This is a genomic window from Martelella mediterranea, assembly GCF_021021415.1.
Classification (GTDB): Bacteria; Pseudomonadota; Alphaproteobacteria; order Rhizobiales; family Rhizobiaceae; genus Martelella; species Martelella mediterranea_C.
In genome coordinates this window covers 78798-102766 of sequence record NZ_JAINWJ010000029.1, presented here as the reverse complement: position 1 = coordinate 102766, position 23969 = coordinate 78798, and the positions used below count along the sequence as shown (strand labels likewise).

The 23969-nt window shown below is 60.5% G+C and carries 17 protein-coding genes, 1 tRNA gene, 1 pseudogene and 1 riboswitch; of the genes and pseudogenes, 15 read left to right on the top strand and 4 right to left on the bottom strand.

Translation table 11 applies throughout. The features are described 5' to 3' along the window. Window positions 1–335 precede the first annotated feature (335 nt). A pseudogene (locus tag K7H91_RS25730) lies at window positions 336–526 on the bottom strand (tyrosine-type recombinase/integrase); the annotation flags it as partial. A 504-nt stretch (window positions 527–1030) separates the two neighbouring features. Here K7H91_RS25730 and K7H91_RS16725 point away from each other — a divergent pair. The 4 genes from K7H91_RS16725 (at window position 1031) to K7H91_RS16710 (ending at window position 5697) form a co-directional block, all read left to right on the top strand. Further along, window positions 1031–2038: an ABC transporter substrate-binding protein gene (locus K7H91_RS16725; protein ID WP_230721395.1), complete on the top strand. Its 1008-nt coding sequence runs from the start codon at window positions 1031–1033 to the stop codon at window positions 2036–2038. A 187-nt stretch (window positions 2039–2225) separates the two neighbouring features. Next, entirely contained in the window at window positions 2226–3275 is a 1050-nt protein-coding gene (locus K7H91_RS16720) for an ABC transporter ATP-binding protein (RefSeq protein ID WP_230721394.1), read from the top strand. After that, window positions 3272–4954 carry an ABC transporter permease subunit gene (locus K7H91_RS16715; protein WP_230721393.1) on the top strand — a complete coding sequence of 561 codons (1683 nt, stop codon included), beginning with the start codon at window positions 3272–3274 and terminating at the stop codon, window positions 4952–4954. The genes K7H91_RS16720 and K7H91_RS16715 overlap by 4 nt, the downstream gene beginning before the upstream one ends. Before the next feature lie 14 nt (window positions 4955–4968). Continuing rightward, complete coding sequence (locus K7H91_RS16710; protein ID WP_230721392.1) at window positions 4969–5697, top strand: HAD family hydrolase; 729 nt, start codon at window positions 4969–4971, stop codon at window positions 5695–5697. 44 nt (window positions 5698–5741) lie between these two features. Here the strand turns inward: K7H91_RS16710 and K7H91_RS16705 are convergent, their stop codons facing one another. Further along, window positions 5742–6518: a DeoR/GlpR family DNA-binding transcription regulator gene (locus tag K7H91_RS16705; protein ID WP_330166015.1), complete on the bottom strand. Its 777-nt coding sequence runs from the start codon at window positions 6516–6518 to the stop codon at window positions 5742–5744. A gap of 192 nt (window positions 6519–6710) precedes the next feature. On the opposite strand from K7H91_RS16705, the gene K7H91_RS16700 reads away from it, so the two are divergent. Continuing rightward, window positions 6711–10439, top strand: coding sequence for an autotransporter domain-containing protein (locus K7H91_RS16700; RefSeq protein ID WP_230721390.1), 3729 nt, complete (start codon window positions 6711–6713; stop codon window positions 10437–10439). A gap of 116 nt (window positions 10440–10555) precedes the next feature. After that, window positions 10556–10690: riboswitch (TPP riboswitch) on the top strand. 96 nt (window positions 10691–10786) lie between these two features. Beyond that, a complete protein-coding gene (gene thiC / locus K7H91_RS16695) occupies window positions 10787–12589 on the top strand; it encodes a phosphomethylpyrimidine synthase ThiC (RefSeq protein ID WP_230721389.1) in 1803 nt (600 codons plus the stop codon). A 388-nt stretch (window positions 12590–12977) separates the two neighbouring features. Here thiC and K7H91_RS16690 read toward each other — a convergent pair whose 3' ends face one another. Then, a complete protein-coding gene (locus K7H91_RS16690) occupies window positions 12978–13706 on the bottom strand; it encodes an SIMPL domain-containing protein (RefSeq protein WP_230721388.1) in 729 nt (242 codons plus the stop codon). Between the two features lie 162 nt (window positions 13707–13868). On the opposite strand from K7H91_RS16690, the gene K7H91_RS16685 reads away from it, so the two are divergent. After that, window positions 13869–13944 (top strand) — tRNA-Ile (locus K7H91_RS16685). A 338-nt stretch (window positions 13945–14282) separates the two neighbouring features. On the opposite strand, the gene K7H91_RS16680 is transcribed toward K7H91_RS16685, so the two are convergent. Beyond that, window positions 14283–15725, bottom strand: coding sequence for an SMI1/KNR4 family protein (locus K7H91_RS16680; RefSeq protein WP_230721387.1), 1443 nt, complete (start codon window positions 15723–15725; stop codon window positions 14283–14285). Window positions 15726–15846: 121 nt separating this feature from the next. Here K7H91_RS16680 and K7H91_RS16675 point away from each other — a divergent pair, with 121 nt between their 5' ends. From K7H91_RS16675 to K7H91_RS16640, 8 genes are read left to right on the top strand one after another with little or no spacing between them, the layout of a single operon-like run. After that, a complete protein-coding gene (locus K7H91_RS16675) occupies window positions 15847–16779 on the top strand; it encodes a hypothetical protein (RefSeq protein WP_230721386.1) in 933 nt (310 codons plus the stop codon). 27 nt (window positions 16780–16806) lie between these two features. Continuing rightward, complete coding sequence (locus K7H91_RS16670; RefSeq protein WP_230721385.1) at window positions 16807–18873, top strand: type VI secretion system Vgr family protein; 2067 nt, start codon at window positions 16807–16809, stop codon at window positions 18871–18873. Window positions 18874–18881: 8 nt separating this feature from the next. Beyond that, entirely contained in the window at window positions 18882–19757 is an 876-nt protein-coding gene (locus K7H91_RS16665) for a hypothetical protein (protein ID WP_230721384.1), read from the top strand. Next, window positions 19747–20145 (top strand): hypothetical protein, encoded by a 399-nt coding sequence (locus tag K7H91_RS16660; RefSeq protein ID WP_230721383.1) that lies wholly within the window; start codon window positions 19747–19749, stop codon window positions 20143–20145. Before K7H91_RS16665 ends, K7H91_RS16660 begins: the two co-directional genes overlap by 11 nt. Further along, window positions 20142–21017 carry a hypothetical protein gene (locus K7H91_RS16655; protein ID WP_230721382.1) on the top strand — a complete coding sequence of 292 codons (876 nt, stop codon included), beginning with the start codon at window positions 20142–20144 and terminating at the stop codon, window positions 21015–21017. Before K7H91_RS16660 ends, K7H91_RS16655 begins: the two co-directional genes overlap by 4 nt. After that, the gene (locus K7H91_RS16650; protein ID WP_230721381.1) at window positions 21007–22482 is read left to right on the top strand and encodes a hypothetical protein; all 1476 of its coding nucleotides are present in this window, start codon (window positions 21007–21009) and stop codon (window positions 22480–22482) included. The genes K7H91_RS16655 and K7H91_RS16650 overlap by 11 nt, the downstream gene beginning before the upstream one ends. Then, on the top strand, window positions 22479–23564 hold the full coding sequence (locus tag K7H91_RS16645) for a DUF2169 family type VI secretion system accessory protein (RefSeq protein ID WP_230721380.1): 1086 nt from the start codon (window positions 22479–22481) through the stop codon (window positions 23562–23564). The genes K7H91_RS16650 and K7H91_RS16645 overlap by 4 nt, the downstream gene beginning before the upstream one ends. Continuing rightward, the gene (locus K7H91_RS16640; protein WP_230721379.1) at window positions 23561–23965 is read left to right on the top strand and encodes a PAAR-like domain-containing protein; all 405 of its coding nucleotides are present in this window, start codon (window positions 23561–23563) and stop codon (window positions 23963–23965) included. Before K7H91_RS16645 ends, K7H91_RS16640 begins: the two co-directional genes overlap by 4 nt. The last annotated feature ends 4 nt before the right edge of the window (window positions 23966–23969 follow it).

Here is a 23969-nt window from a genome sequence, read left to right as displayed (position 1 = left end):
CCTTCTGATATCACTCAATAACTTTTAAATCGGCCTCTCAGGCAGCCAAACGCTTCAACATATCCCGCGACAGCGTAGCGAAGATGCTGTCGTATTCGACCCCTCCTGGCTATCAGCGACAATCAGTCCGGCGGCCGAAGCTGGATGCGTTCGTTTCGACGATCGACCACTGGTTGGATGAAGACAGACAAGTACCGCGCAAAGCCGAGGCGAACATACGCACGACCGTCGATACCGCACGCCTCAAAGGCGCAAATCCCTTCCAGGTCATTAAATCCGCCTTGGCATAGGCCGATAGCAAAACCGGAAATCGCCAATTCAGGGGTGAGTAATTACACTTGGATAATCCGGATGTCGGTGCCATCCTCAAGAATGTGGGTGGCGAAGCTGTGGCGCAATGTGTGTGGACCGACACGTTTGGGGATATCTGCGACCCGGCGGCTTCGACGAGGATGCGATGGAGCTGCCAGGTGCTGATCGGCTTCATGGAATGCTGCCCTGGAAACAGCCATCCATCACGATGCATAGATTCTGCTCGTGAGGTGACGCACCGACGGCGGCGGCGGTCTGCGACAAAACGGAAAGAACGGTGGGACAGTCATCTCAAAAAGCCCTGAAGTAAGCTGGTGATTTTCAAAGTCCCACTTGCACTTAGGTAATTGACCTTAAAAGATTTATCCACTCCGCGTCTGGGCACCACCTCCCTTTGATCGCCGCCTGCTAGAGATCGTTTGCCTCAGAAAGGCGGTCCTTATCCGCGCCGCTGGACTGTTTTTATGCGCCGCAGGCAGTTTCGGTCCACTCCTGCTGACAGATAGCGCGTGCGTGCCGGATTTTTCTAACCGCTCTCCCGTCTTCTCTTTGTGAACGTGGACATTTCGCAACGTGTCCGATTATGGCCGTCCGGAAAAGCGTCCTGCGGGCCTTGTATCTGATGAAAAACGCCCTTATTGTCGCAAAACATTCATTTTAACGGTGTAAATGTCACTAAACATACATTTATGTCGCCTCAGATACAAAGGAGAGAGAAATGAAGAAATTTGGTTTTTTGACGCTTGGCGTACTCACCGGCGCGCTGATCTCAAGCGCTGCCTTCGCCGAAACCATCACGGTCTACACGTCCTACGAAGAAGACGAGGCCGCAGCCTTTCTTGAAAAGGCAAAGGAGGCCATGCCCGATATCGACGTCAATCTTCTGAGGCTCTCCACCGGCGATCTCGCCGCCCGCATCATCGCGGAAAAGGCCAATCCGCAGCATGACGTGCTCTGGGGCTTCGCCGTCACCTCCATGGTGAACCCGCAGATCGAGGAAACGCTGGAAGCCTACGAGCCGAAGGGCATCGATACCGTTCCCGCGCAGTTCCGCGATCCCGACAACAAATGGTTTGCGGTCACCGGCTACATGGCGGCATTCTGCGTCAACAATGAACGCCTCGAGGCCGAGGGGCTGGAAATGCCGACCTCGTGGGCCGATCTGACCGACCCTTCCTTTGCCGATGAGGTCGTCATGCCCAACCCGGCAAGCTCGGGCACCGGCTATATCCAGATCGACGCGCTGCTGCAGATGATGGGCGAAGACGAAGGCTGGGCCTTCCTGGACGAGCTCGACAAGAATGTCGCGCAGTACATCAAGTCCGGCTCCCGCCCCTGCAACGTCGCCTCGATGGGCGAATACACCGTCGGCGCTTCCTACGCGATGCGCGCCATCAAGAACATCGAGGAAGGCTACCCGATCACCATGGTCGTGCCCTCCGAAGGCGCCGGCAACGAGCTGGAAGGCAATGCGCTGGTCGCTTCCTCCGAGCACAAGGACGCCGCCAAGCGCTTCCTCGACTGGACCCTCAGCCCCGAAGCGGCCACGGCCTATTATGACTGGAAGACGATCGTGACGGTACCGGGCGGCGATGTGCCGGAGCGGTTCATCTCCGCCGGCCTGCCCGAGGATGTTCCGGCCGCCCTGTTCCCGGTCGACTTCCGCGCCGCGGCCGAAGACCGCACGGAAATCATCAACACCTGGCAGGAGCGCTACGAGCGCTAAGCCACGCCAGGCGACAACCGAGCCGGCGGGCGGTCATGCCCGCCGGCGCTTGCTTTCCAGACTGCATTGCTTCGGAAAACGGCTACGCCGATCCGAACCGTTTTTAGTTACGACGTGCGCCCGGAGGAAACCGGTATCCCCTTTCCTCCAGCCGCGCCGCCAAACCCCGATCAGGAGAAGACGCGCGATGGACCTTTCGATCCGCAACCTTGTCAAGCGCTTCGACAGGCTGACAGCACTCGACAATGTCACGCTCGATGTCCCGCACGGAAACTTCGTCTGCTTTCTCGGCCCGTCGGGCTGCGGCAAGACCACGCTGTTGCGCGTCATCGCCGGACTGGAAGATGCCGATGAAGGCACCATTCAGCTTGGCGGCGAGGACCTGACGGCAGTGCCCACGCGGGCGCGCAATTTCGGCGTCGTGTTCCAGTCCTATTCGCTGTTTCCCAACATGTCCGCGGCGCGCAATGTCGGCTATGGCCTCGAATGCCGGCGCTGGGACAAGGCCAAGATCGGCAGCCGCGTCGATGAGATGCTCGATCTGGTGCATCTTGGCGACCATCGCGCCAAACTGCCGGCGCAGATGTCGGGCGGACAACAGCAGCGCATCGCGCTGGCGCGCGCGCTCGCGCCCGACCCGTCTCTTCTTCTGCTCGACGAGCCGCTGTCGGCGCTTGATGCCAAGGTGCGCGAAGAACTGCGCGTCGAGATCCGCGCCCTGCAGCAGCGCCTGAACCTGACCACGATCATGGTGACCCACGATCAGGAAGAGGCGCTGGCGATGGCGGATGTCGTGGTGGTCATGAACAAGGGAACCATCGAGCAGATCGGCTCCCCCCGCGAACTCTATGCCGAACCGCAAACCGCCTTCGTCGCCGATTTCATCGGTCGCATGAACATATTGAAACTGGATGAAAACGCGCGCATGCAGCCGAGCTTCGGCGGCGTGGCGCTCCACCTTGCAGACAATGCGCACACCGCGGATCATATCACGGCCCTCGGCGTGCGCCCGGAAATGATTTCGCTGACCGAGGTCGACGCCGCCGGCGACAACACGCTTGCGGCAACCGTCTCCGGCGTCACCTATCTCGGCAATATCACCCGCGTCGAGGTGGTGACGGATGCCGAGCCCAAGGCGCCGATCAGCGTCGAGCTGCACGGCGCGAGCGCGGTTCCCAAAGTGGGCGAACGTCTCGGCATCGTCATCCCGGCCGAAGCCCTGCGGGTGCTTGCATGAGCAACCCCGCGCAGACCACCAACCGCCCCGCCCGCAGCACCGACATTGCCGACCGCGCCAGCATCTGGGCGATGACGCTGTTCGTCGCCGCCCTCCTCATCATCTTTCTGCTGCTGCCGCTGCTGGGCATACTGATGCGCAGCCTGGAGACCCCGGACGGTCTCGGCCTCGGCAATTTCATCGCCACCTTCTCGACCATGCGTTTCTGGGAGCTCGTCGGCGACAGCATTCTGGTCTCGCTCACCTCCACGGCGATCGTGGTGGTAGTCGCCTATGGCTATGCCTATGCGCTTCAGCGCGCGATCATTCCCGGCAAATGGTTCCTGCGCATCGTGATCCTGGTGCCGCTGTTCGCGCCGTCGCTGGTTCAGGCCCAAGGCCTGATCCTGCTTCTGGGGCGCAACGGTATCCTCAACCGCTATCTCGGTTTCGATCTCGATATCTACGGCTTCTGGGGCGTTGCCATCGCCAACGCGCTTTATGCGTTTCCTTACGCCTTCCTGATCCTTTCGGCTGCGCTCGCCGTGGCGGATGCCCGGATCTATGAGAGCGCCGAGGCGCTCGGCGCCGGCCCGCTGCGGATTTTCCGCGATGTGACGCTGCCCGCGACCCGGTATGGGCTGGCCGCCACCCTGTTCATCGTGTTCATGCTGGCGATTACCGATTTCGGCAATCCGATGGTAATCGGCGGCGATTTCAACGTGCTGGCGACGGAAGTCTACAACCAGGTCATCGGCCAGGCCCAATTCGGCCTCGGCGCGGTCATCGGCGTGGCGCTTCTGGTGCCCGCCATGTTCGCCAAGCTGATCGAAAAGCGGATGACCGCGCGCCAGCACGCACTGGTCACCGAACAGTCCCGCCCCCTGACGCCAAAACCCTCGGCGCGTCGCGACCTGTTCTTCTCGCTCTATGCCTATGTGGTGGCGGGGCTGGTTGTCTCCGTGGTCGCGATCGTCGTGTTCGCCAGCTTCGTGCATCTGTGGCCGTACAATATGAGCTTCACGCTGCGCCACTACCGGTTTGACGTCCAGAACGGCACGGACCCGCTCTGGAACAGCGTTTTCGTTGCTTTCGCAACCGCGATCGTCGGCATCATCGTCACCGGGCTCGGCGCCATCGTGGTGCACAAGTTCAAGACCGCGCTGACCGGACCGCTGTCGTTTCTTGCGATCCTGCCGGCCGCGGTGCCCGGCATCGTGCTCGGTCTCGGCTATATCCTGGTGTTCAATTCACCTGCCAATCCGCTCAATTTCCTCTACGGAACCTTTGCGCTGATCGTGATCCTCGAGGTCTATTACAACCATGCCCATGCCTTCCTGATCTCGTCCACCAGCCTGAAGCAGATCGGCGCGACATTTGACGAGGCCTCGACGACGCTCGGCGGCACCTCGATGACGACCCTGCGCAAGGTCACGCTGCCGCTCATCTGGCCGACCCTTCTGGGCGTGGGCGTGTTCTATTTCATGCGTTCCATGGTCTCGTTGTCGGCGGTGATCTTTCTTGTCACCCCCTCGACCCAGCTTGCCTCCGTTTCGGTGCTGCAATTGTCGGATCGCGGCGCGATCAACCAGGCAGCCGCCTTTTCGGTCTGCATCATGGGGATCGTGGTGCTTTGCCTGATCGTCGTGCGCGTGCTGATGCGGCTCGCCGGCGTCAGAAATGTCAATCTCATAAGATAAGAGCGGAAAACGCCATGACGGCCTCCCCCATCAAGGCCATCCTTTTCGACAAGGATGGCACCCTCCTCGATTACCAGCGCACCTGGGCGCCCATCAACCGGGCCGCCGCCGACCTTGCCGCGAGCGGTGATCCGGCGCTTGCCGCGCATCTTCTGAGCGTCGGCGGCATGGACGCAGAAAGCGGGCAGACCTCGTCAAACAGCCTGCTGGCGGCGGGAAACACCGACGAGATCGCCCGGGCCTGGATCGAGGCCGGCGCGCGTTTCAGCGTCGGCGAGTTGACCGCCGCGCTCGATACGCTGTTTACCGCCGCAGTCTCCGACGCCGTTCCGGTCACCAATCTGGTCAAGCTGTTTCGCAATCTGCATGAGCGCGGCTTCAGGCTCGGCATCGCGAGCAGCGACAGCCAGGCGGCGATCGAAGGGCTGGTGGCGCGCCTGTCGCTGACCCCATGGATCGATTTCATCGCCGGCTATGACAGCGGCTACGGCGTCAAGCCGGAACCCGGCATGCTGCTGGCGTTTTGCGCGGCGATGGGTGTTTCCCCCGCGCAGACCGCGGTCGTCGGCGACAATCCCCATGACATGAACATGGCGATTTCCGGCGGCGCGGGCCTCAAGGTCGGCGTTCTGACGGGAACGGGAACGCGCGACGTGTTGCAGCCTCTGTGCGATGTCTGCCTTCCGGGAATCCAGACGCTCGCCACGGAAATATTCGAAAACACACCGGCTTCGAGGACATGAAACGGACAGCGGAAGAGCGGCCGGCGGCGCGCTTCCGCCGCGCTTCAGCAAACGATCTCGACGTCGTTTTCATCCAGAAGACGACGGATATCCCCTTCCGGCATGGTGTCGGTGACGAGGGTGTTCACGTCGGCAATCGACCCCAGCCGCACCATGGCCCGCTTGCCGAACTTGCTGCTGTCGACGGCCACAAGCGTGCGGCGCGATTGCGCCATCGCCGCCGTCGCCACCACGCTTTCGGCATGGTCGTCGTCGCAGAGATCCCCGTCATTGTCGATGCCGCTCACCGAGATGATCGCACTGTCGAACTTGAAGTTGCGGATGAATTCGGGCGTCTCTTCCTGGAAGATGCCGCCATGGATGGGACGCACGAAACCGCCGGGGACGGCCAGCGTGAAATTGGTGTTCTCGTTCAGGATCGTCGCGACCCTGAGGCTGTAGGTCAAAACCCTGAGATGATTGCGGCGCGACAGCGCGCGCGCGATCGCCTCGCAGGTGGTGCCGGAATCGATGAAGATCGACGCGCCATCCGGCACAAGATCGGCGACAAGCTCGCCGATGCGCTGCTTCTGCTCCGCATTGTCGACGCGACGACGGCGGTAGACTGTCTCCTCCAGCGGGCCGACAAGAACCGCGCCGCCATGAAGACGACGCACGCGGCCCGCCTTTTCAAGCGCAAGAATATCGCGCCGGGCCGTCTGGGTGGTCACCGTGAAGAAATCGGAAATCTCCTCTACCGAGATATAGAAGTTCTTCTCCATCAATCGCAGTATCGACGACTGACGGCTTTCCTTCTTTCTTTCTTCTCCGCTGCTTTCCACGTCCACACCACCTCCAGCACCATTTCCGATTCTGTGCCCTCCTTTTTGAAACACCGAGGGCGTGTACGCAAGGAATCTATAAAAATGTTGTAAATATGACATATATGGGGGTTATATGTCGCTTTCGAAACATGCTAACCTGACGACGCAAATCGAAATTTCATAGCGTTCCGATTACGAAAGGAATACCCGATGAATGGTATCATTCAGCGGCTGGGAAGCCGCGCGCAGATTTCAGGCAAGATGCTGGGCCTTCTGAGCGGCGTTTCGCTGCTGGCCGTCAGCGCTGTTCCGGCGAAGGCCGAGGACAATGCGCTGCGCATCATCTCCCTGAACACCTGGGGGGCATCGACGCTCATTCCCGAAGCGGCCGACCTTCTTTCATCGGGCAATTACGACTTCATCACCATCCAGGAATACCGCAACAGCTACGGCGTCGACATCCAGAACAAGATGGCCGACCTTGGCGCCGGCGATTACGCGCTGCACTCGAAGGGCGACACCGGCCTCGCATGGCGCGACAAGGACATCATCGATTACAGCAATACCGATGAGCCGGTTCACGTGGTTGTCGGCGGCGAGAACGGCCGCCCGCAGACGATCATCGCGACGGAGCACCTCGATTACCGCGATGATGCCTTTCTCCATCGTAACCGCGAAGCCCATGAGCTGAACGACTGGGCCGCAGGCAAAGCCAGCCCCATTATCATGACAGGGGACTTCAACGCGGGTGACGTCTCCGAGCGCGGACTGCTGGAAGTGGTTCAGCAGGAATTCATGATGAAGCGGGCGCGAGAGACCGGCAATGCCGACCACAAGGCCTGGGCGCTGCAATATGTCGCGCGCAATCACGCCATCGGCTCGGAAAAATACGCCGCGGCAGAGGCCTATATCAATCGCGAGATCGATACCGCGCCGGAAGGCCTGTTCACCGACGAGACCTATCCCGTGGCGGGCAACACACCCTACACGATGAACCTTCTGAAGAAGCAGTACCAGATCCTGCAGAACCCCGAGGATCGCGAACGCTTCGCCCCCCACAAGCTGGCGGATGGCAGCACCACATGGCCGAGCGTCGAGGAAGACGACGAGGCCTTCAAATGGCCGTCCTGGGGCCGCACCCAGATCGACCACTTCATCGCCTCGCGCCCCTACGCCAAATGGTGGGAACTGACGGACGCCGAAGACGACCGCTATGTCGGCGGCGTTCTCGATCAGGACATCAGCACGACGGACGAGGGTCACGCGCTCTCCGACCATGAGCCGCTCGCCCATGAAATCCGCTGGAAGGGCCCCAATGTCGAGGAAATCGGCGACGACAGCGGCAAGGTTCGCCTGACCTTCGACGCCAACACGCGCGATTCCGCCGAGCGCGCCGGCGAATTCCGGCTGTCGCGCAACAACCACCGCACCGATGTCTATCTCGGCCAGCTTTCCGATGAGGATGGCCGTCCGATCTATGCGCAAGCCCCGGAGGTCACCGAGAGCCGCCTCGGCTTCCTGCTTGCCAACGCGGTCTATGACCGTCACGACCCGGTGGCCTTCCAGGAGGAGCTTTCCCTCTACGTGCCCGCCGAACAGCAGGCGGTTTACAAGGCCTATCTCGACAAGCTCACGGACACCTCCAATCCGGAGTTCTTCCGCAACGTTCTCGACGACTATTTCCAGGCGCATCGCGACGAATTCCCGGGCATCGGCAGCATCAGCGACATGAGCTGGGAGCAATGGGGCGATATCCTCATGAAGTATGTCGATGAGGACCTCGCCTTCGACACCAAGCCGGAAAACCCGGCCTGGGACGAACTGGTGGCAACGCTCGGCCTCAACGATCCAGCCGTACGCGCCGCACTTTCCGCGAAGACCGGGCTGGACTTCGAAAACGACCCCTTCGCCCCCCTCAAGCTGGCGCTCGATTGCGCCGATGCTCAGCATCTGTCGCTTCAGGGCGCCCGCGCGATGTGCGTGGACGATCATGAGCGTTTCCGCGATATCGTCGTCACCGCCGGCAAGACTGTGGCAATCGACGAAAGCGCCGCGCTCGGCTCGACCGATGGCCTGATCACGCTCGACAATGGCGGCATTCGCACCGCTGGCCCCGACGATGACTGGGCGCAGTGGACCGGGCCGATCACGTCGATCGACAAGGCCATCCGTTTCGACGGCCGCGGCTGGATCGATGTCTCGCACCCGACGGTTCCGGTCACCGCCCTCAAGACGTTTTCCGGCGACGGCACGTTTGAAAAGCGCGGCGTGGGCACTCTGCTCCTGACGGCCGACAGCTCCGGCTTCGCCGGCACCACGCTGGTCAATGAGGGCAAGCTCTTGGTGGGCGACGAAAACGGCGTCGGCGCGATCGGCGGCAGCATGACCGTCAATGACGGCGCGATACTCGGCGGCTCCGGCACGATCGGCTCCGGCGCGGGTTCGCTGGTCGCAATCGCCGCGGGCGGCACGCTGTCGCCGGGCAATTCCATCGGCACGCTGACGATCGACGGCGACCTTACCTTCGCCTCCGGCTCGATCTTCGCTGTCGAAGTGGACCCGGAAACCGGCCTGAGCGATGCGGTGACGGTGACCGGCAAGGCCTCGTTGAACGGAACGCTTGCGCATATCGGCTTCGACGGCGTCTATGATCCGCGCTCGACCTACACCGTGCTGTCGGCCGGTGAGATCGAGGGCGAATTCGCCAGCGTCACCTCCGACTTCGCCTTCCTGACGCCTGACTTCATCTATGGCGCGAGCGAAATCGGCCTGAAGCTGCAGCGCAATGACCGCGACTTCGCATCGCTGGCTCAAACCGCCAACCAGGCGGCCGTTGCGGCAAGCGTGGAGTCGATCGGCTTTACCGCCGGTAACCAGCTCTATGACGCGATCGTCATGCTGCCGGACGATCCCGATTTCATCCGCAACAGCTTCGACCAGCTTTCCGGCGAGATCCACGCGTCGGTCAAATCGGCGCTGATCGAGGAAAGCGGCATCGTCCGCGGCGCGGAAGCCGATCGCCTGCGGGCAGCCTTCGGCACGGTCGGCGCATCGTCGGCGCCGGTTCTCGCCTACGGGCCGGACGGCGCAAACCTCGTCGCTCCCGATCAGGCAAACGGCATCGCCGCCTGGGGCAGCGCCTTCGGGGCGTGGAACAAGTTCGACGGCAACGCCAATGCCGCCGGCCTCGACAGCGCGACGGGCGGCCTGCTGGTCGGCGTCGACATCCCGGTTGCCGAAACCTGGCGCGTCGGCGCGCTGGCCGGCTACAGCCATTCGAGCTTCGACAGCGATGATCGCGCGTCGTCGGGTTCCAGCGACAACTATTCGCTCGGCCTCTATGCCGGTTCGCAATGGGGTGGCTTCGGCTTCCGCTCGGGTCTTGCCTATACGTGGCACCAGATCGACACCAGCCGTTCGGTGTTCATCCCGGGCCTTACGAATGCGCTCGACAGCAGCTATGACGCCGGCACCTTCCAGGCCTTCGGAGAACTCGGCTATCAGTTCGACCTCTCCGACGTTCAGCTGGAGCCGTTCGCCAACCTCGCCTATGTCAATCTGGATAGCGACGGCTACAGCGAGACCGGCAGCGCTGCAGCGCTGAACGGCGCAAGCGGCAGTTCCGACACCACCTTCACCACCGTGGGTCTGCGCGTATCGTCCGACTTCATGCTGGGCCAGACCCGGGCAAAGGCAAGCGGGATGATCGGCTGGCGTCACGCCTTCGGCGATATCACGCCGTCCGTCACGCAGGCCTTTGCGGGCTCGACGCCGTTCTCCATCACCGGCGTCGCCGTCGCCGAGGATGCCGCCGTGATCGAGGCCGGTCTCGATTTCGACCTGTCGCCCAACACCACGATCGGCGTTTCCTACCAGGGCCAGTTCGGCGACGACGTCAGCTATAACGGCGTCAACGCAAAGCTCCAGGTGAAATTCTGATCTCAAAGAACACTCACCCGGGCGGGATCAAATCCGCCCGGGTGAGACAAGACCGTTGCAGTGGTGCAGCCACCAGTCTTTCAGTTGACAAACCGCGGGACGGAATGCAGTCTTTGCACATTCACCCGGGGGGTCCCGACAAGGGGCTGAGATACTGATCGCCCGTCCGCCTTTATGGCGACGCGCAGCGCAGTGACCCGATGAACCTGATCCAGTTCACACTGGCGTAGGGATGGTGCATCTGCTGCGGTCACGGCCGAATTGCGCTGGCGCAATTCACGCAGCCCCTCTCCATTCATTACGGCGAACTGGGTCTCCAACGCATCGAGCACTGGAGGCTCCGACCGATGAAAGATATTTCCCCAACCGTCACCACCGGGCCGTTGCCGGCCTCGCGCCGTGTCTGGCAGGCCGGCATTCTCAATCCCGATATCCGCGTTCCCATGCGCGCGATCGATCTGCATCCAACGGCCGGCGAGCCACCCGTGACCGTCTATGACAGTTCCGGACCCTATACGGATCCAGACGTCGAAATCGCCATCGAACGCGGCCTGCCGCGTCTGCGCGAGACCTGGATCGCCGCGCGCAATGACACCGAGCGCTATGCAGGGCGTCATGTGAAGCCCGAAGACAACGGCTTTGCCGCAGGCGCGCGACTGACGCCGGAGTTTCCGGTGCGGCACAGGCCGCTGCGCGCAAAAGATGGCCGCGCCGTCACCCAGATGGCCTATGCCCGCGCCGGAATCGTGACGCCTGAAATGGAATTCGTCGCCATCCGCGAAAACCTTGGCCGATCGGCGGCAAAACAGGCTTTGGCCCGTGATGGCGAAGCCTTCGGCGCCGATATTCCCGATTTCATCACCCCGGAATTCGTGCGCGACGAGGTGGCGCGCGGCAGGGCGATCATCCCCTCAAACATCAACCACCCGGAAGCCGAGCCGATGGCGATCGGCCGCAATTTTCTGGTCAAGATCAACGCCAATATCGGCAACTCGGCCGTCACCTCCTCGATGGCCGAAGAGGTTGAAAAGATGGTCTGGGCGATCCGCTGGGGCGCCGACACGGTGATGGATCTGTCCACGGGCCGCAATATCCACAATATTCGCGACTGGATCATCCGCAATGCACCGGTGCCGATCGGTACGGTACCGCTTTATCAGGCCCTGGAAAAGGTTGGCGGCATTGCCGAGGATCTTTCCTGGGAAGTGTTCCGCGATACGCTGATCGAGCAGGCCGAGCAGGGCGTGGACTACTTCACCATTCATGCCGGCGTGCGGCTTCGCTATATCCCGCTAACCGTCGATCGCGTCACCGGTATCGTCTCGCGGGGCGGCTCGATCATGGCGAAGTGGTGCCTGCATCACCACAAAGAAAGCTTTTTATACGAGCATTTTGAAGAGATCTGCGACATCGCCCGGGCCTATGATGTCAGCTTCAGTCTCGGAGACGGATTGCGCCCCGGTTCGATCGCCGATGCGAACGACGCGGCACAGTTCGCCGAACTTGAGACGCTCGGCGAGCTCACGCAGATCGCCTGGACCAAGGATTGCCAGGTGATGATCGAAGGCCCGGGCCACGTTCCGATGCACAAGATCAAGGCCAATATGGACAAGCAGCTTGCGGTGTGCGGCGAAGCGCCGTTCTATACGCTCGGCCCGCTGACCACGGACATCGCGCCGGGATACGACCACATCACCTCGGGTATCGGGGCTGCGATGATCGGCTGGTTCGGCACGGCGATGCTCTGCTACGTGACGCCCAAGGAGCATCTCGGCCTGCCCGACCGAGATGACGTGAAAACCGGCGTCATCACCTACAAGATCGCCGCCCATGCCGCCGATCTCGCCAAGGGCCATCCGGCGGCGCAGATTCGCGATGACGCCCTCAGCCGCGCGCGGTTCGAATTCCGCTGGGAAGACCAGTTCAACCTCGCGCTCGATCCCGAGACTGCGCGATCGATGCATGACGAGACATTGCCGAAGGAGGCGCACAAGGTGGCGCATTTCTGCTCCATGTGCGGACCTAAATTCTGCTCGATGCGCATTTCCCACGACATTCGGGCCGAGGCCCAGAAAGAGGGAATGGCGGCGATGGCCGAAAAATTCCGCGAGGGGGGCGCGCTCTACATGCCGCTGGAGGATGTGAAATGAGCTCGCCCTGGCAATCCGCCTTGACGCATTCAGGGTCGAGCCGCCGCTGTGGCGCCTGGACGGCCGCCCATGGCCTTGAGACGGAAGCGGGGGCAGCCGGCGGCATGGCGGCTAAAATCGAGCATGTCATCGGCAACCGATGCATATCATGAGCGGCGCAAGACGAGTTCCGAGATCGGGGAATGGCATTGCGCGAAAGTTATTTCCCGCCCCGTCGGACTCTTTTTAGCGCCGACTGCGGGCGGCGAAATCCCGCCGCCACAGGATCGGACGCTGGGTTCCAGAGAGCGGGCCCGCCGATAAAGCTGGAGATTGCCGTCGTCTTGCGACAAAGCGACGGCGCTCTTTCCAGCCCTGATCGGCATGGCGGTCCCAATGGGAACCGGCTTTACTGCTCGATCGCCAGCGTCATGTTAACGGTGATGTTATAGGTATTTTCGCCGGCTGCGATCGGCGGAGCGCCTTCGGCTTTCGCCATCATCACGTCGGCGCGCATCATCATCGGCTGCGGCATCGAGCTCTGTTCGGAGATCGACATCACCTTGCCGAGCGTAACACCGGCGGCCTCGGCCAGCGTCTCCGCCTTGGCCAGCGCGTTGGCCACGGCTTCGCGCCGGGCCTCGTCTTCCGCAGCGGAAGGATCGCTGTTGGAAAACGAAATCCCGCCGCCGGAATTAACCCCGAGCTTGACCGCCTGATCGAGCACGGCGGAGAGCTTCGAGAGATCGCGCACCCGGACATTGAGGCCGTTCTGGACCTCATAGCCGACAATCTCGCTGGTCATGGTGCCGTCATCGGCCTTGACCTGCTGATAGCGCGGGCTCACCGAGAAATTGCTGGTCTGGACGTCCTTGTCGGCGATGCCGTTCTGCTTCAGCGCGTCGATGACCTTCTGCATGGCGGCCGAATTTTCCGAAAGCGCGGTCGCCGTGTCATCGGCCTGGCTGACGACGGACAGCGAGACAGTGGCCATGTCCGGCACCAGCGTGGCATCGCCATCTGCTGAGACATTGATGACGGCCGGCGGCGGTGCGCCATCCGCAAGGGCTGCCGTGCCGGCAAGCGGGAGCGCGAAAAGCAGGCCCGCGGCGGCGAGACGAACGGGTAAATTGGCCATGGATATCCCTCCTTGAAATGGTATCCCCTCCTCTTGGCCGGCAATTGTGAAGCCAATGCGGCGGGAACTTGCGATGCCCATGAATTTGGAGTAGTCGGAGGGTCCGCGCAAGGAGCCATTGCCGGCGCGGCCCGTTCCAGCCCATCTCGGCTACGGACAAGGGGGCCTGTAGCTCAATGGTTAGAGCCGGCGGCTCATAACCGCTTGGTTGGGGGTTCGAGTCCCTCCAGGCCCACCACCTCTGAATTTTGACTATTTGTTGTCGTCCGACACGGAAACGCCGACTTTGGGACAAAAGTCGGTTTTTCGACTCGCCGCTTGCGGCGATGCCTTGGAGGCCTCTTCGCCTTCCAAATCGGGCGCCTGCTGATTTCGCCCCTTACCCATGAATTGAAAAATAGATGCCGCGCAGCGCCGATCAGCCGGTGCTAAGCTTTGCTGATTTTCGCATTTGCCGGAGAAGCCGCGTATCATTTCTCGCAACATCTCTCGGAAGCACTGCCGTGCCAGAAAAAATGTCCGGCGGCGGCGGCCTTTGGAAATCGAGTATCGATTGCCCCCCAGATCAGGAGAGCTTCACGTGAGGATCTGCCCGTTTTCGACCGTGATGTCGATCGGGTCCATTTTGTTCCTGAGGGACAGGCGCCAGGTGAAGCGGCTGTCATTTTCGACATAGATGCTGCCGGATGAGCCGATTTCCGTCCATATTTCTGTCGGGGAACTGATCACGGGCATTCCGCCCGTTCGAGTCTGCAGTCTTTCATGATATTTGCCGTCTTTCACGAAGGCTGTATGCAGCGGCATGACCAATGGCAGGTAGTCGTGATCGAACAGGCGCCTTTCGAGCGCAGGTCTCAGGTCGGACCAGTCGAGAAGCTCCCGAACGAATGCGATACACGGCAGCGTGAGCGCATCTTCCTCGCCGACGATGCGAACGTCCACCGGCAGCCGGCTCCAGCGCGGCGTGACGGGTGTCGGGAAGCGCCAGCCGGAAAAGACGTCGAATGCCAAAGTACCGAAGCCATCGATCTCTATCGGGTCGACATTACTCGTTTGCCGGGCGACGAGTGCCCACCCGGCATCAGAATAATGCAGCACGAATGTTTCCTTCAGAACCTGATCGACACCGACGACGGATTTGACCGTCACGGTCGCATAGCTGTCTTGCGCCGGAAAGACCCGGAACGTTCCGAGGAATTTATGTGGCTCCGAAATCTGAACCTGCCGTCGGCGGATCGGTCCCGGCCGGACCACGCGGTCGGACAGGTCGGTCGAAGATTCTTGAGCTTGCGCCATGGCAGCGCGTGTTCCGTGGAAGTTCCGGCCTCCAATGTAATAAGCCAATTCGAGATTGTGCAATCCGTCGAAGACGGTTTCATCCGGGTGATCCAGATAAAACGCCATCAGCGCCTTCGCGCTGGCCGCTCTAGTCGGCTGTGGCCTGATCTTGCTGCTCTGATCCCTGAGAATTTTATCGAGGAGCGCATCGTTGCGCTGCTTTGCCTGTTCAGGCAGTCCTGCCTTTGGCACGATCATCTGAAGAAAGGCTGTGAAGTCCTGTGCAAGAAGGACCGGTTCAAGCGGGTGGTGTCCGGCAAGTGCGCTGACGCCCCAGACTGTCCCGAAATTCAGCGGATGCAGGCTGACAAGCAGGGACAGGCAAAGGCTCATCGTTGCCGTGCTGGCTCGCCCGATCGGGAAATAGCATCTTCTGTCATAAGGCAATGTCTCGGTCATCGCAAAGCGACAGAGCTGATGATACTGCTTCTCGGCTTTGGTGATGTCCGGGAGTCCCTCGAAGTCGGCCACATAGTGATAGCTGTCGAGGCACAACGGCAGCGAGCGTTGTCCCTCGCACAGCTTTCGGGCGCCGTAATGTTCGAGATACCAACGCAGATCGTCGGGAAACGGTGCTGCCATCATGTCTTCCAGATTCTCGATGAATTCCAGAGGATATGGCCCGATCGGAGCGTCGTCTGAAAAGGCCATCTGTCCGGCGATACCCTGAATGGTTCTCATTTTCGGCACCTCCTGGCAGATCGATGCCATTCTCTGGTTGCAATCTGGACGGACCATGATTGACATCATTCCTAAAAGTTGTAAAGTTTCCGCTGTCATATTAGTTATAATGGATATTAACATGTCCTTATTGACGACGCTAGAAACCGAAGCACAAATCGCGGATATTGATGGCCGGGTGTTTACGTGCCGGCAGGCGATTGAGAGCGGGCACGGCTTCCTCATCTTTCTCGGCTATCCCGAAGACCGATCGAAAGGCACGCCGGAAGCGGTGTTGACGCACGAACTTGCCGGCCATCTGCTGGCCCATGGCTTTTCGCGGAAGCGTTCCGGCCTGCCGCTCGGATCGGTGCGGCTCCTCAAATTCCGCAAGCGTCTCGGCATCATCGATGGCCGCGACCCTAAGGAGCGGGCGCGACGCGCAGCTCTGGCAAAGCCTCCGCGGATCGTTCAAGATATCGACGGAACCCGCTTCAGGGTCCGGCGCGAACAGAAGACGGATCTCGGCGTCACCATCCTGCGCGGCATCGAGATCGGCAGACCCAAGACCAGCCCGCAGGTCGTCCTGACGCCAGCGCTTGCCGCTCTCATCCGCGAATGGGCCGAGTTTCCGATGAAGCTCGATGCGTTCCTGCCCTTCGACACCAATATCCTGATGAACCTGCGTACCCGGCTCGGCCTGTCCTGGCACGATGACCGTGCGGCATGGTGGGCTGAGCGGTTCGGTGACCTGCTGACGCTCACACCCGAGGATTTTTCCGCCCGTCACGGTCGCAGGCCGAATGTCATCGACGACGAGCGACGGGCTGTGCTCTATGTCGAAAAACGCCTGTCGCAGACGCCGGCCGACAGGGATTTTCTCGATCTGATGATCGATGACTGGTCCGGCAAGCGCAAGGATAACGGCGCGGCCAAGGGCGAGGCGCTGCGGACCAGAACCGGGCTCAGCTACACATCGGCGCGCCGCTATCGCCGCGCCTACAAGGTGCTGAAGGCGGCCGGCCGGATCGGCGCCAATGGTCTTCCCGTCAATCCCCTGTCCCCACAGTCTTGAGCCACCCGCGTCAGGAAGGACGTCACCATGAATGCAGTCATCGACATGCCGGTTCTCTTCCAGGACCAGGACATCGCCTTCACTTTCGAAGCGTCGGCGCTGAAGGACGGGCAATTGCTGGTCCACGGCTTCACCGCCGAGGAGAAACTGTTCGAGCTTTCCGAGGTGGCGATCGAACTCGTTTCCGACGATCCCAAGATCGATATCAACGCCCTGCTCGACACGCCGGCAACGCTGACCATTCATCACAAATATGCCGGCATAAGGCATTTCTCCGGCATCATCGCCGATATGGCCCGCAGCGATGAGGGGTCTCACCGCACCTTCTACACGGTCGTCCTGATGCCGACCCTCTGCCGGCTCGCCCATGGCTCCGACAGCCGCATCTTCCAGCAAAAGACCGTGCCCGAGATCATCGCCGAGGTGCTGAAGGAAAACCGCGTCGAGGATATGCGCTTCGTGCTTGAAGGCACCCATGTCGCACGGGAATATTGCGTCCAGTACAATGAAACCCATCTCGATTTCGTCCGGCGCATCGCGGCCGAGGAAGGCATCTGGTTCTTCTTCACCTCCGACGCGAACGGCCAGAACCAGGTCACATTCATTGATACGCCGATGATCGTGCCGAAGCTGAAGGCGATGCGGGAACTGGAATACAACGCCAATCCCGGCGGCGTGGCGAAGGGCGTGTACTGCCGCAGCTTCACCTTCCGCGAGCGGTTGCGGGCGACGAGCTTCACCCAGCGCGAGCGTCTGTTCACCAATCCGGGGTACAGCCAGGAGCATCGCGCCGACCGCCAGGCCGATAACGGCGCCAAGGGCAATTACGATCTCTACAACTATCCGGGCGGCTACAAGAAGGATGTCGCCGGCAAGCCGTTCACCAGATCGCAGCTCGAGGCGGTGCGCGTCGAGGCCACCACCGGCGAGGGCCGCACCAATGCGCCGGCGCTGACGCCGGGCTACAAGGTGCAACTCACCGAACATCCGAACGACGACTGCAACGTCTTCTGGCATCTGCTCTCCGTTTCCCACGAAGGCGAGCAGCCGCAGGCGCTGAAGGAGGAAGCGGGAACTGGCTCCACGACCTATGCCAATCGCTTCCTGGCGATGCCGGCGGATCTCAACTACGCCCCGCCGAAACAGCCCAAGCCGAAGGCCGATGGCCCGGAGATCGCTACCGTCAGCGGCCCGGAGGGCGAGGAAATCTACTGCGATGACTGGGGCCGCGTGAAACTTTCCTATCCATGGGACAGACGCTCGAAAGACAATGAGCATTCCTCGGTGTGGACGCGGGTGACATCGAGTTCGGCGGGCGGCACCTTCGGCGAAGTCATCCTGCCGCGGATCAAACAGGAAGTTCTTGTCGATTACGTCCGCGGCGACCCCGACCAGCCGATCATCACCGGCCGTTCCTACAACGCCCTCAACCTGCCGCCCTACAAGCTCCCCGACAACAAGACCAGAACCGTCTGGCGATCGCAGACCCACAAGGGCCCCGGCTACAACGAACTCCGCTTCGAGGACGAGAACGACCGGCAGGAGGTCTATGTCTACGCCCAGAAAGACCGCAACGAAAAGACCAACAACAACCACTCCGAACGCATCAACAACAACTGGGTTCAGTCCGTCGGCCACAACAAGGGTATCGAGGTCGAGAACAATCATACCGAGGTGATCGGCGGCGATATGGCGCTTTATGTCGGGCCGACGCAGAAGGGCATGTTCACGCCGACCGGCGCCGACAAGATGGTCGACGGCATTCCCGGAACGCCCTATGGCCTTGGCGACAAGGGAACCGGGGCCGGCGAAGGGTCGATGCAGGTCAGCATCGAGAAGAACCGCAATGAGAGCATCGGCAACAACGATTCCCAACTGGTCCAGAACACCAAGAACGTCAACGTCCTCAAGAGCTATTATCTCGATGTTGGCGAGGAACTGGTGATCACCGCCGGCAAGCGCATTCTCCTGAAGAGCGGCGACAGCGTGATCGTGCTCAATTCCGATGGCTCGATCCATATCAACGGCAAACAGCTCAGCCACAATCTCGATCAGTTGATCAAGCTCCTGTCCGATGTCGTGAAGGTCAACTAGGTGAAGCCATGACCTGCCGCCGGTTTCTCATCAAATTTGCCGTTCTCGCCTGCATCATCCTCGCAGGGCTTTGGGGCTATGGAAGGATTTTGGAAATGAATGCGGAACCGACCTACACCGCCGACCGGCTGTTCAAGCCGTATGGCGAAGATGTCTACCATCTGGCGCAGAAGATCGAGCGCGGCGGGCATATTAGCGCACGCGAGGTCGAGGCGCTACCGGGCGGCGTCAACAAGCGCTATGGCGACGAGATTACATTCCTGTTCCTGGCTCTCAAGGCGCACAATCTGCAAGCGATTGACACGTTGCTGGCGGCTGGCGCCGACCCCTATATGGTCGATCATCCCCCGAGCGGCTCGGAGCGTAATTTCGTCTACTATCTCACTCTGCCGGGGCCAAGCACGGGGCCGGTACAGGGCTTCGATTTCGAAAACCGGATGATCCAAAGCTATCTCAAACATGGCGGCAAGGCCAATGTGCAGCTTCTCGGAGACGGGGGAGAATGGCTGATAGAGCAGGTTGCGCTCAACGAAAACTACGAGGGGGTCAAAATTTTGCTCGAAGCCGGGGCCGATCCTTGGGCGGAGGATGATAGTGGAGATACGGCAATGGTGAAAGTTGCCCGCAAATATAACAAAAACGCCGTAAGGTTTTTGAACTATTTGATAGAGCAAGGAACTTTCAAGGACGTTGAGTTGCCGAGACTACAATCTTTCATGCGGTCACTCGCTGGCTATGAACAAAGAGGCGATGCGATCAGCCTCGCAAATCAACAAATCGCCCTTCGCGTCTTGAAGCGCAATCCGGACTATCCTCCCGACCAGAACACACAGGATCTCTTCGGCGGCCCCATCCCGTGGCAGGAGGTGCAAGATGCCGACTGACAAGGACTTCGTGGGGAAGATCCCGCCGATGTGGGGTACCAACAACATCACCCCGCCGAAGATCGATATTCCGCCCATCCCCCCGGACACGCCCAACACGACCGCTGTTCACGGGCGCGCGACCTGGAAGCCATGCTGGCGGCAGGCCTGCTATCTGTCCAAATTCATCTACAAGGACCCGCCACCTTCCGGTGGGTTCCATACAGTATTCGAGAAGGAGATGGCAAAGGTCGATAAGCACTGGGAACCTTGGGACAACCTGAACCACCGACAAAAGAGCGGTCTCGTCGCGCGCCTCTACAAGGTCAAGGGCTATGATCCGGACAAGAAAACCGATGTCTGCCCGCCAACGTTGGTGTTTCGCGGCACGGCTGCGAGGCAACCATGACCCGCCGCCGGTTTCTCATCAAATTTGCCGTTCTCGCCTGCATCATCCTCGCGGGGCTTTGGGGCTATGGAAGGATTTTGGATATGAATGCGGAACCGACCTATACCGCCGACCGGTTGTTCAAGCCGTATGGCGAGGATGTCTACCATCTGGCGCAGAGGATCGAGCGCGGCGGGCATATCAGCACGCGCGACGTCGAAGCTCTACCGGGCGGCGTCAACAAGCGCTATGGCGACGAGATCACCTTCCTGTTCCTGGCGCTTCAGGCGCACAATCTGCAGGCTATCGACACGCTGCTGGCGGACGGCGCCGATCCCTACATGGTTGATCGTCCGTCGCAAAGATCAGAGCGGAATTTCGTCTATTACCTGACCATGCCGGGGCCAAGTTCCGGTCCTGTTCAAGGTTTCGACTTCGAAAACCGGATGATCGAGAGTTACCTCAAACATGGCGGCAAGGCCAATGTGCAGCTTCTTGGCAATGGGGGCGAATGGCTGATCGAGCAGGTTGGGTTGATCGGAAATTATGAAGGTGTGGAGCTACTGCTCAAAGCCGGTGCTGATCCATGGTCAGAGAGTGATGGACAAGACACCCTGATGAGTTCATTAGCGCTTATGAGCCAAAAAGGAGCGCTTTCCTTTCTGAACGAGTTGATTGATCAGGGATACTTCAAAAATCCACCCCTCCCCAAACTCCAAAAGTTTATGAATTTTCTGGCGAGTTATGAACAGAGAAAAGACGAATTGAGCAGGGAAATTCGGCAAATCGCTCTCCGTGTCTTGAAGCGAAATCCCGACTACCCACCCGACCAGAATACGCAGGAGCTCTTCGGTGGCCCCATCCCTTGGCAGGAGGCGGAGAATGCCAAATAATCAGGAACATGTGGTCAAGATCCCGCCGATGCGGGACACCGACAATATCATCCCGCCGAAGATTGATATTCCGCCCATCCCCCCGGACACGCCCAACACGACCGCTGTTCATGGTCGCGCGACGTGGAAGCCGTGCTGGCGGCAGGCGTGTTATCTTTCGAAATTCATCTACAAGGACCCGCCGCCAACGGGTGGGTTCAGCACCGTTTTCGAAAAGGAGATGGCGAAGGTCGAAAAGCATTGGGAAACCTGGGATAGCCAAAACAAACAGCAAAAGAGCGGTCTCGTCGCGCGCCTTTACAAGGTCAAGGGCTATGATCCGGACAAGAAAACCGATGTCTGCCCGCCGACGCTGGTGTTTCGTGGCACGGATTTCGACGATTTTCGCGGGCTCAAGGTTGGGGTGACACTGGAGGTTTACGACATCGGCCCGATCTTCATCCTGGTGCAGCCGACTCCGCCTTACTATCAGATCGCCTTTGGCGACGCCGCGCGCAAACAGACGCTGGCCGATGGCTATGTTCCGACCACCATCATCGACAACAGTGAATGGCTCCGTCTTCCCGGTGCGACCAAGGGGTATTCCCTGCCGGTTTCTGTTGGGTACAAGCTGGAATACTTCGGCAAGGCTGATGGTGACTGGAACAGCAACATTCAGCAGGGTTTGGGCCATGGTAGCGCACAGTATACAGAGGCGATCAAATACGGACTCAAACAAGTGTCGGAAAAAATCAAGCCAGGACAAGATCACCGCCTTGAAATCGCAGGCCATTCCCTTGGTGGCGGGTTGGCTGCCGCGACCTGTGCTGTGCTGGAGAGTCAATTTCCGAGCATCGATATTCACGGTACGACCTTCAACGCGGCTGGCGTTCATCTGAACACAATTGCGCCTGCGACCGGCGCGAGCGTCAATGCCTTTTACGTCAACAACGAAATCCTGACGACCCTGCAAAGCAAGGCCAATACGGTTCCGGTTATCGGCGCGGTGTTCAACTGGGCAAGGGCCAATATCGGCGAAACCGGCCTGCCGGCCGCGCTTGGCAATCTCATCGGCATGCCCCCTTATGAACTGACCGAAGACATCGCCAGTGCCAAACCGCTGCCCGTTCTCTGGCCGCTGTCAGAGGAAACACTGGTTCTGCCGCGTCCGAACGACTTTGCTACCATTACGAAGCTCAATGATCTTCTGATGTCCTCGGCCTCTCCCGGTCAGGCGATCAACAATCTGCTGCAATACATGGACAGGACCTACCACGACGCGGCAGTCGAAAATCTTGTCGAGCAGGACAAGACCGCTTTCGTCTGGCGAATGTATGAAGAAGCCGCCCGGCTGTTCTTGAAGGATGCCGGACCGGAACTCGCAACCCTTCAGCAAATCACCGGCCAGTCCGTTGCCTATCACGGCATGGACTATGTGATCGCGGCCTATGAGCATCGTCTTCTCGACAAGGGGAAGTCGCAATGATCCCCCAAATTTCTCTCCCCTTTCCGTGCCTTTTCTTCCGCCACTGGTATCTGGACGGCAGTGAGTTGGGGGTGCTGGTGGTGCGGGCGGTGTTCGAAATCCATGAGGGCAGACGCGCGTTGCTGCCGAAGGCGCAGCCGGAGATGGCGCTTTCGGATGTGTTTTACGGCGAGCCGAATGTCTCCTCGCTGAAGCACGAAAGCGAGATCGCGCCGTTCAAGCCGAAAACCGATCTGACCTTTTCCGCCATTGCCCGTTCGCCGGAGGAAAAGCAGCTCTCAAGCTGGCCGGTGCGGGTGGATATCGCCCGGCCGGGGGAGGATGGCGCAACGCCGGCGATCATTGGCAGCCATGGCTTTCATGTGTTCGGCGAGCGGCTGATGGAGCCGGAGACGGCAAAAGGCGGCAAGCGCTGGCGGCTTTCGGATGCGACGCCGGTTACCGAGGTGCCGCTGGTTTACGAGCGGGCCTATGGCGGCACGGTGAGGATCGATGAGGAGACCGAAGACGCGCATGTGTTCAATCCGGTCGGGCGCGGCATGGTCAGCGATTATCTTCTGGAGGCGGGCGCGGCACTGCCCGCGCCGCAGATCGGCCTTGCCGGCGAATTCGCCGCCTGTTCTCCGGGCGCGGAGATGACGGTCTGCGGTTTCGGGCCGCTGACGAAATCCTGGCAGCCGCGGCTTGCGCTCGCCGGCACGTTCGACGATGCCTGGCTGAGGGAGCGCCATCCGCGCATGCCGGCGGATTATGATTACGGCTTCTGGAATGCCGCGCCGCAAGCCTTGCAGTTCAGGCCGTTCCTCACCGGCATGGAACAGATCACCGTCCACGGCATGCGCCATGACCCGGCGCCCTACCATTTTTCCCTCCCGGAAGGCGGGATGAAGGCCATCGTGCGCTACGGCAACGCAGATGACCGCACGCTGATCATGCGCCTCGATACCGTCCATTGCGATATCGCCGACCCGGACCCGGACAAGCACACAATGACGCTGGTCTGGCGGATGGCGATCGAGAACCCCGACGATGTGACGGCGATCGAGGTGCTGCCGCATGCCCTCAGAAAGGAGCCATCATGAGCCGCAGCGCCGCCCGCAACACGGGCAAAGCCAACAGCATCGTCTGTCTTGCGCCCTGCGTTTGTCTCACGCCGCGCGGCCCGAAAATGGTGCCGGTGCCCTATATGATCGTCTCGAAGCTGGAATGGAGCACGAAGACGATTTCCAATACCGGCTTCGGCGGCGATCAGGCCTTCACCATGGCCAGCCGCACGGAGCAAGTGACCGGCAACGAGCCGGGCACCGGCGGTGGTGTCTCCTCCGGCGTCAATGTCGGCTGGTGCCGGCCGCAATCGAACAAGTCCAGCTTCCTGGTTGAGGGTCATCAGGTCCTTCAGGACAATTGCGTCTACGAGATGAACTGCGCCGGCCCCGACGGGCCATCGAACACGCTCGGCAAGCTGAATTATAACGATGCGTGAGGGG